We start from the raw sequence: 8,044 nt of genomic DNA on the forward strand, positions 1-8,044 counted from the left end.
TTGGTGAGGTGGGTTTACTTGAGCGCGTCCAGGCGGGCAGGCAGGTCGCGCAGGAATGTTTTTTTGGTCCTGGTGCCGGCCGCGTGCCCTTCCTGGCGTGGATCGAGCACCAGGCGCGCGAAGACCACGGTGCGGCCGCCCTTGCTTGCCCAGCCAACAAACCAGCCGTACTCGTGCTTGGCGTCATCGGGTCCAGCAACGGTGACTGGCGCCGACGTGCCGGTTTTGCCGTGGATTTCCCAGCCGTTTGGCAGGTTGTCGAGCCTGGTGATGCGGGCGGTCATGTCGTACGCCGCCGGCGTCAGCCCGAGCTCGCGGTTGAGCATTTTGCGCAGGAAGGCAACCTGTTCGACAGGTGAAATTGCCAGGGTCGAACTGATCCAGGAAAGCGGGAGGTCCTTGTCCTTGCCGGCGTCGCCCAGTACGTTGCGGTTACCGTAGTCGAAGCCATTGATATAGCGCTGAAATTGCGCCGCGCCAAGGTGGGCGGTGACTTGCTGGGCGTACCACACGGTGGAATTGCGCATCCAGCTGGTCGGGTCGGTGCTCGCGCGCCAGGAATCGATCCAGTCGGCATAACCCTCCTTGAACGCCAGTACCGGGGCGTGCTCGTCGCGCAGGAAGCCGCTGTCGTAGCCCATCAGGCTGACGACAATGTTGAAGGTCGACGCCGGCGTCACGCGCTCGTCGCACTGGCCTTCGTGCACCAGCCGCTGGCCGCTGGCGGCGTCGATCATTTCCGTGCAGCTCAGCAAGACGGATGATGGGCTGGCGCTGGCTGGCGACAGCGATGCGTTCTGTAGCGCGTGCGGGGCGGCGTCGATCCGCCAGGCCAGCGCGGGCTGGAAGGCAAGGCTGCCCAGCACGATGCCTGCGAGACTGGCGAGCGCGGCGCAGCGTGCCCAGGGGGTGCGCGGCGCGCTGGCCGGTTCGCGGATCAGCGCGATGCGGGCCGCCACGCTGCGCTCGCTGACACCGCCGAAGGCCAGCGCTGTCGCGACCGTGTGGTGCTGCAGGCGCAGTTGCGCCACCAATGCCGCCGCGTAGGCCTTGCGCTGGATCTGGGGACGACCGCGCAAAACGTCGCGATCGCAGCCGAGTTCCTGCGCCCATGACAGGTTCACCCGCAGCAGCCGCATGAAGGGGTTGAACCAGAGCAGGGTCTGGAGCAGCACGCCGGCGCTCATCCATTGCAGGTCGTGGCGCCGCAGGTGGGTCAGTTCGTGGGCCACGATCAATTCCTGCTGCACCGGCGCCAGGCTGCGCAGGTGGCGCGGCAGCAGCAGGCGCGGCTTGATGAGGCCAAACAGCATGGGCGAGATGGGGGCGTCGACTTCAATTACGTCCGGCGTGCCTGCCGCTTGCGCGGGACCGGCAAAGCCCTCGTGCGGGTGCGGGCTGGTCATGCGCGATCCGGTCGCCGCCAGGCCGTTGAGCATGCGCCGGGCACGCACCAGCTTGAAGATCGAATAGCCCAGGCCGAGCAGGTAGATCAGCAGCCAGGCTTGTGCGCCGCTGGCAAGCCAGGATTTGTCGCGCGCCTGGATGCTTGGGTTGGCCGGGGTGCTGGCCCCTGGCGCCGCTGCGGCTGTGGTGGCTGGGGTGAGTACGCTCGCTTGCCTCGCAGGCTCCAGGTCGATCTGCGGGATGATGCGCAGGCGTTCGCTGTGCGGCAGCAAGATCACCAGGAAGGCTGCCACGATCGTGATCTGGCTCAGCAGCCACAGGGAGCGCTGCGCGGCGAAATCGGGCAGGCTGCGCCGGCACAGCGTGGTGACGGCCCACACGGCCAGGCCGGCGGCCAGGCAACCGCCGCTGGCCAGCAGGAAGCGCGATATCAGCAGGTCGGCCGGGCTCATTGCTCGTCACCATTGTCGTCGGGCCAGTCGCTCAGCAGTTGCTCGAGCCGGGTCAGCTCGGCGTCATCGACAAGCTTGCTGCCGGTGAACATCGTGACCGGCAATGGCGCGTCCATCTCCATCACGCGCTTGCCGAAGTCGTGCGCGAAGGAGGCGAGGGTGCCAATTTTTTCCAGGACGGCTTGGTAGACTTGCACCCCGTGCAGGGTGGATTGGATGATGGAACCCTTTTCCAGCATGCGTTCGAGGGTTTTGCGCGTCGAGGAATACGACCAGCCAAGTTCGGCTTCGACCTGCTGGTGGATTTCGCGCGCGCTCAGGGGCTGCTGCCGCCAGAGCGATTTGAGGACGATCAGTTCGGAGATGGAGGGGATGGCCATGGGATTTTTCATGTGTGCGACGAGTGCCACCATTATGTGACAGTTGTCGCACAAACGTCAAGCGCGATGATGCCGCGTTTTCGCCGCGCAGCACCAGGTAGGGCTCGTCAGGCAGCGCATGGTGGGCGATGGCGACGCCGGCTTGCGCCTGGCGGCGTGGGAGCCGGTCGATGTGTTTATCCTCGATATCGGTTTGCCGGGGATGGTTGGCTATGCACTGGCGCGCCGCCTGCGCGCTACCCCCGGTGGGCATGCCGACAAGCTGATCGCGCTGACCGGGTATGGCAAGGAACAGGATCGCTTGCTGGCCATGTCATCGGGCTTCGATCATCATCTGGTGAAACCGGTGGATATCGCTGCGCTGACAAAGATACTGCTCAGGCGTTGAGTAGGGGGCGGCTTTGCTGCGCATGTTGTTGATTTTGCATACATAGCGTACATTGATAGCGGTGCCAATGACGTTGTTGTGCATGCAGTCGATTGCATTGCTGTTAGCAATACTTGCTGGTTTGATTGTCTTCTCGCCTGTTTATTGAATGTCTTTATGGAGCCGCCGTCGATGCGCACCGTTGTAGCCTGTTTGCTCGCCGCCCAGTTTGCCGCCCCCGCGCGATGGCTTGCCAGCCCCTGGAAGCTAAGTTTTGGGCTGAAACGCCGCGCCGGGTGAAGTCCAATTTTGATGGCGCGCAGTTTGTCGTGGCAGCTAGCGTGATCGACGTGAAGATGGTGCATGAGGCCAAGCCGCCTCATCCGGATTTCAAGATGACATTCGAGCGCGCCAAATTTCGGGTCGACCGGGTGTTCAAGGGGACGGTGAAGGCCGGCGATACGTTTGTGGTCGACTCGGGAATCTCCTCATGCGGGCGCGGCGTGAATCCGGAAATCGTGAGCGTGATTGACTCCGGTTTTAAGAGGGCGCGTTCGCAGGACTATCCGAAGCAGTGGCTGATTTATCACACGAGTCAGCCGCACATCCCTGATGCGCAGTTGCAGTCCCCCGCGTTTGAAATCCAGGACTCGCCGTTGAGCAGGCCGCTCGAGCGGGCTGCTTATGATGTGAAGATACTTGAGAAGTTGCGGGGCAGGTAGGGTCTCAGGCGCGCGCGCATGCCTGCCGCTCACAAGGTCATTCGAGTTCTCGGTTTGTTTCTGCGCAGTGATTCGCTGAGGAAAAAATCGCCTTTCGGGCGATTTTTCAGACGGGCAGAGGCGAAAGGCAAGAAATCGCGCAACGATTTCCCTTCTTGCTAAGAGAATCGAAGCGACTTGCGTTTGCAAGCGCAAGTCGCTCCATCGACGTCAGGCGTGCCCGACGAATTCCCAATTCTGCCCCGCTACAAGCCTAGTGTTGTTCAGCGCGTATCAAGAGCTTGGCTGTCATAAACTTTGTTTTCATTGGCCTAATCGCGTTCATTTAAACGTGCGGCCAGAGACTCGCCACGTAGGCGAGTTCCGCGTCCAGCGCGAATTTCGATGTTGCAATATTTACGCTTAAAAAATGCAGCTTCCCTTTGCGCACATCCAGCAAGGCGACCGCGTCACTTTCCTGGCACTTGTCACGCAAGACTATTTCCATGAGCAGGGGAATCATATCAATCCGGAATTGTGTAATCGGGTCCGCTTTGTTGTAGAGTTTGACGATCAACCGTTTGCCGTCAACCTCCAGTCCCAACTCCGGATTGATCCCAATCTCAATCCCCGAATTTTCGTATGTTCCACGCGGTGGTGTGAACCATGTCAGATTTTTCCTTCCCCACCATTTTTTATATCCGTTAACCAGGTCCGGATAGTTGGTGATCTTTTTAGCATCGCTGAGCTTAAGCACCATCGAATCCAGAACTTTGCGGTCGCCCCCCTCACGATGAAGTGAGATTAATGCTTCGCGAAAGGGCTTGTAAAAGTCTGTGGCTGGAGAATACGCATCGCGGTTCTTTAGCTGCTTGACTTTCGTCGCCTTGGGAGAGCCGGATTTAGATACGACATCGATAAAATCGGTGAGGGAAAGTTTCGGCACTATGTTCCTTTATGGGCGGAGGAGCGTCCATTATGCATCAAAAACTTCCAAAAAAATGTTACTTTTGAACTAATTTTCTACAAGTTTGCTTAGTGGTTACTGAACCATTGTTCGTTGCCGAAATCCATGCGCACCAATTACTGACGTAACAGAGCCGCTGAAGGAAGGCTTTCTTAGTAATTTACAGACGACCATTTTGTGTTCATTCTGGTGTTTAAAAAGCTGCCAGTAAATTCAAAGACTGCGGGCCTGAATTTTCTGAAATTCGCCACTATATCCTGCGTTCTGCGGCTTTGATTCCCGCCGCCCTTGGCGCAAACGAAAAAAACCGCTCAAGGGCGGTTTTCTAGGGTGCTATGGTTGACGCATCCTCTTTCAGCATCCGTTCGAAAATATCCTTTAGGTGCGGTGCACTAAGAATGTCAATAAAGCTTAATGGTAATGGTATAGGAGGTTCACTCCTTCATGATTGTAAAGACATAGCAGAGTCCAACTATCTATTGTCATCGCACTTTCACTTATCTTAAAGAAGTTTAATGAATATTGACTGTTTGCAATAAGTCTTTGAAATTGATCTCTGTGATGGAAATAATGACTCTTGGTCGATTTAATCCATTTCTACTCGCAGCTGAGACGGATCATCAACAATCTGACGCTAAGACAGTGCCTGCAATTTAAAGCCGATGACTCGTCTTCGCAATTCTCTGCAATGACATCAACCTTTGTTTGGCGACAAACAATATTTTTGTCGCATATTCCCCCTCCACACACATTACCTACATACGGCTCTTTTTTGCAAATAGTATGTCGTTCTGCGTATTCCGAGCCAAACTGGACACCCATTCCACGGCAAACTGGACACCGGTTCCGCTCCAAACTGGACAATTTGAAGCGGCCTGAATAGGCCCATCGGCAAGGGGATAACTGTGGCAACCTGCCGGATTTTTATCCGCAGGGTTGCTTGACCAATAAAAGGTTATCCATGCGCAAAATCCACGAAGTCCTGCGGCTGCATTTCGAGCACGACCGCTCCAAGCGGGAAATCGCCCGCATCATCAACGTTTCTCCCTCCACTGTATCCGACTATGTAGCGCGCGCCACGGTGGCAGGCCTGTCCTCGCCTTTGCCACCGGAGTGCGACGACGCAGCCCTGGAGCGGCTGCTGTTCCCGCCCAGCGAACCGTCGTCGGTGCAGCGGCCGGCGCCAGCTTGGCCCACCGTGCACAATGAACTGCGCCGCAAGGGGGTGACCTTGGAACTGCTGTGGCAGGAGTACAAGGCCGAGCAGCCAGGCGGCTTCCAGTACAGCGCTTTCTGCGAGCGCTACCGGCGCTGGCGCGTAAGCGTCTTGCCTGCACCGTCTGGACGTAGTTTGTCATTCGCGTCAAAGTAGTTCCCACTACTTTTTGATGGGAACTACTTTGGACACAGAAATAAAGCCGGGCAACCGCAAGGGCAAATCGAATTATTCACGCGAGTTCAAGCGCCGGCTCGCCGTTGCGGCTTGCGAGCCCGGCGTGTCCGTCTCGAAGCTGGCGTTGGCGCATCAGGTCAATGCGAACATGGTGTTCAAATGGCGGCGCGATCTGCGCGCGGGAGGGCTGGACGATGCGGCGCCAGCACCGGCCGCCTTATTGCCGGTCGTGCTTGCTGAGACGCCGGCCGGGCCAAGGTCCACGGCTGCGCCCGCGCGGCGCGATCCTGTCTCAGGCGGGGTGATCGAGATTGTGATCGCCGACGCGATCGTGCGGCTGCGTGGCGACGTCGATGCTGGATTGCTCAAGACGGTCGTTCAAAGTTTGCGCGCATGATCGGCCTTCCGGCAGGCACGCGCATCTGGCTCGCCGCCGGTGTTACCGACATGCGGGCCGGCTTCAACGGCCTGGCGGCCAAGGTGGAGACGGCGCTGGCGGAAGACCCGTTCAGTGGTCATGTGTTCGTGTTTCGCGGTCGTCGCGGCGATATGATCAAATTGCTCTGGTGGACAGGTGATGGCCTATGCCTGCTGGCCAAGCGCCTTGAGCGTGGACGGTTCATCTGGCCGCAAGCGAGCAGCGGGACGGTGACGTTAAGCCAGGCGCAGCTGTCGATGCTGCTGGAAGGAATCGACTGGCGTCGTCCAGAGCGTACCTGGACGCCAAGCTCGGGCTTGTAAACGTCGCCTCCTTCACGTAAACTTGGCGCATGCTCAACGCCGCCGACCTGCCCAATGACATCGAAGCCTTGAAGGTTTTGCTGCTCGCAAGCGAGCGTCGCGTGCAGCAGCGCGACGATCAGGTCGCTGGTCTGGAGGCGCAGTTGACCACCCGCGCCGCCGAGATCGAGCATCTCAAGCTGACCATCGCCAAGCTGCGGCGCATGCAGTTCGTCCGCAAGTCCGAGAAGCTCGATCACCAGATCGAACAGCTCGAGCTGCAACTGGAAGATCTGCAAGCGGACGACGCCGAGGCCGCCCGTGAAATGCCGGCGCCGGACCGGGCTCCGCGTAGCAGTCGGTCCGCAAACCCTTGCCGGACCATCTGCCGCGCGATGAAAAAGTCTACCTGCCGGATGCTGCTGCGTGTCCTTCCTGTGGTGGCGGCCTGCGCCACTTGGGCGAGGACATGGCTGAACAGCTGGAATATGTGCCGGCAAGTTTCCGCGTAATCCGCCACGTGCGTCCAAAAATGGCCTGCCGCTGCTGCGACACCATCGTGCAGGCGCCTGCCCCGAGCCGGCCGATCGAGCGCGGTATCGCCGGCCCCGGTTTGCTGCCCCATATCCTGGTAGCGAAATTCGCAGACCACTTGCCGCTCTACCGACAGTCGGTCATCTACGCGCGCGACGGCGTCGAGCTTGATCGTGCCTTGCTGGCGAGCTGGGTTGGCGCGGCCAGTGCCTTGTTGCGCCGATTGGTCGATGCGATCCGCCGCCACGTGCTGGCAGCGGCCAAGCTGCATGCCGACGACACACCGATTCCTGTGCTGGCACCGGGCAATGGAAAGACCAAAACCGCGCGCCTGTGGACCTACGTGCGCGACGACCGGGCCAGCGGCGACACCACGCCGGCTGCTGTCTGGTTTGCCTACACGCCGGACCGCAAAGGCATCCATCCGCAAACGCATCTGGCCAACTTCAGCGGGGTGCTGCAGGCCGACGCCTATGCCGGCTTCAACGCACTCTACGCAGACGGCACCATCCAGGAGGCCGCCTGCTGGGCTCATGCCCGCCGCAAATTCTACGACTTGCATGTGGCACGGCCATCGCCGCTGATGGAAGAAGCCTTGCGCCGCATCGGCGCACTGTACTTGATCGAAGCCGACATCCGCGGCAAGCCGCCGCATGAACGGCAACTGGCCCGGCAGGCGAGGTCCAGGCCGCTCATTGAAGAACTTGAGCGCTGGCTGCGCGCCTCGCTGGAGAAACTCTCGCGCAAATCCGACACCTCGGCGGCGATTCAATACGCCCTCAATCTGTGGCCGGCCCTGGTGCGCTACTGCGACGACGGCGTGATCGAGATCGACAACTCGGCTGCGGAACGCGCCTTGCGCGGCGTCGCTATCGGCCGGCGCAACTACCTGTTCGCCGGCGCCGACAGCGGCGGTGAGCGCGCGGCCGCTATTTACTCAATGATCGAGATGGCCAAGCTCAACGGGATTGACCCGGAAGCCTGGTTGCGCCATGTGCTAGCCTGAATTTTGCATAAAAAAGGGCAAGAATGCCGTAAGTGATTGATAAAATGTGAGTTATCTAGAAACACAGTTATCAACAAAAACGCCACCTTGCCCGACATGAATTCTACCTCAGAGCAG

7 protein-coding genes and 2 pseudogenes are annotated in these 8,044 nt (G+C 59.4%); 6 read left to right on the forward strand and 3 right to left on the reverse strand.

What is annotated here, in order from left to right:
* Nucleotides 1-14: 14 nt before the first annotated feature.
* Nucleotides 15-1,859, reverse strand: coding sequence for a class D beta-lactamase (blaOXA, locus tag F2P46_RS27510; protein WP_166896252.1), 1,845 nt, complete (start codon nt 1,857-1,859; stop codon nt 15-17).
* The gene (locus F2P46_RS27515) at nt 1,856-2,239 is read right to left on the reverse strand and encodes a BlaI/MecI/CopY family transcriptional regulator (RefSeq protein WP_187364277.1); all 384 of its coding nucleotides are present in this window, start codon (nt 2,237-2,239) and stop codon (nt 1,856-1,858) included. The genes blaOXA and F2P46_RS27515 overlap by 4 nt, the downstream gene beginning before the upstream one ends.
* Nucleotides 2,240-2,357: 118 nt before the next feature.
* Between F2P46_RS27515 and F2P46_RS27520 the strand changes: the two genes are divergently transcribed.
* Nucleotides 2,358-2,627: a response regulator gene (locus F2P46_RS27520; protein ID WP_166896256.1), complete on the forward strand. Its 270-nt coding sequence runs from the start codon at nt 2,358-2,360 to the stop codon at nt 2,625-2,627.
* 125 nt (nt 2,628-2,752) lie between these two features.
* Complete coding sequence (locus tag F2P46_RS27525; protein WP_166896258.1) at nt 2,753-3,328, forward strand: hypothetical protein; 576 nt, start codon at nt 2,753-2,755, stop codon at nt 3,326-3,328.
* Between the two features lie 325 nt (nt 3,329-3,653).
* Here F2P46_RS27525 and F2P46_RS27530 read toward each other — a convergent pair whose 3' ends face one another.
* A complete protein-coding gene (locus F2P46_RS27530) occupies nt 3,654-4,253 on the reverse strand; it encodes a hypothetical protein (RefSeq protein WP_166896260.1) in 600 nt (199 codons plus the stop codon).
* Between the two features lie 961 nt (nt 4,254-5,214).
* Here F2P46_RS27530 and F2P46_RS27535 point away from each other — a divergent pair.
* From F2P46_RS27535 to F2P46_RS27550, 4 genes and pseudogenes are all read left to right on the forward strand, one after another.
* Nucleotides 5,215-5,589: pseudogene (locus F2P46_RS27535) on the forward strand (IS21 family transposase); the annotation flags it as partial.
* A gap of 85 nt (nt 5,590-5,674) precedes the next feature.
* Nucleotides 5,675-6,064, forward strand: coding sequence for a transposase (locus tag F2P46_RS27540; RefSeq protein WP_229509481.1), 390 nt, complete (start codon nt 5,675-5,677; stop codon nt 6,062-6,064).
* Nucleotides 6,061-6,408: an IS66 family insertion sequence element accessory protein TnpB gene (tnpB, locus tag F2P46_RS27545; protein ID WP_166896264.1), complete on the forward strand. Its 348-nt coding sequence runs from the start codon at nt 6,061-6,063 to the stop codon at nt 6,406-6,408. Before F2P46_RS27540 ends, tnpB begins: the two co-directional genes overlap by 4 nt.
* A gap of 29 nt (nt 6,409-6,437) precedes the next feature.
* Nucleotides 6,438-7,921, forward strand: a pseudogene (locus F2P46_RS27550) (IS66 family transposase); the annotation flags it as partial.
* Nucleotides 7,922-8,044: the final 123 nt, after the last annotated feature.

The organism is Massilia sp. CCM 8734 (assembly GCF_011682155.1).
GTDB lineage: Bacteria > Pseudomonadota > Gammaproteobacteria > Burkholderiales > Burkholderiaceae_D > Telluria_A > Telluria_A rubra.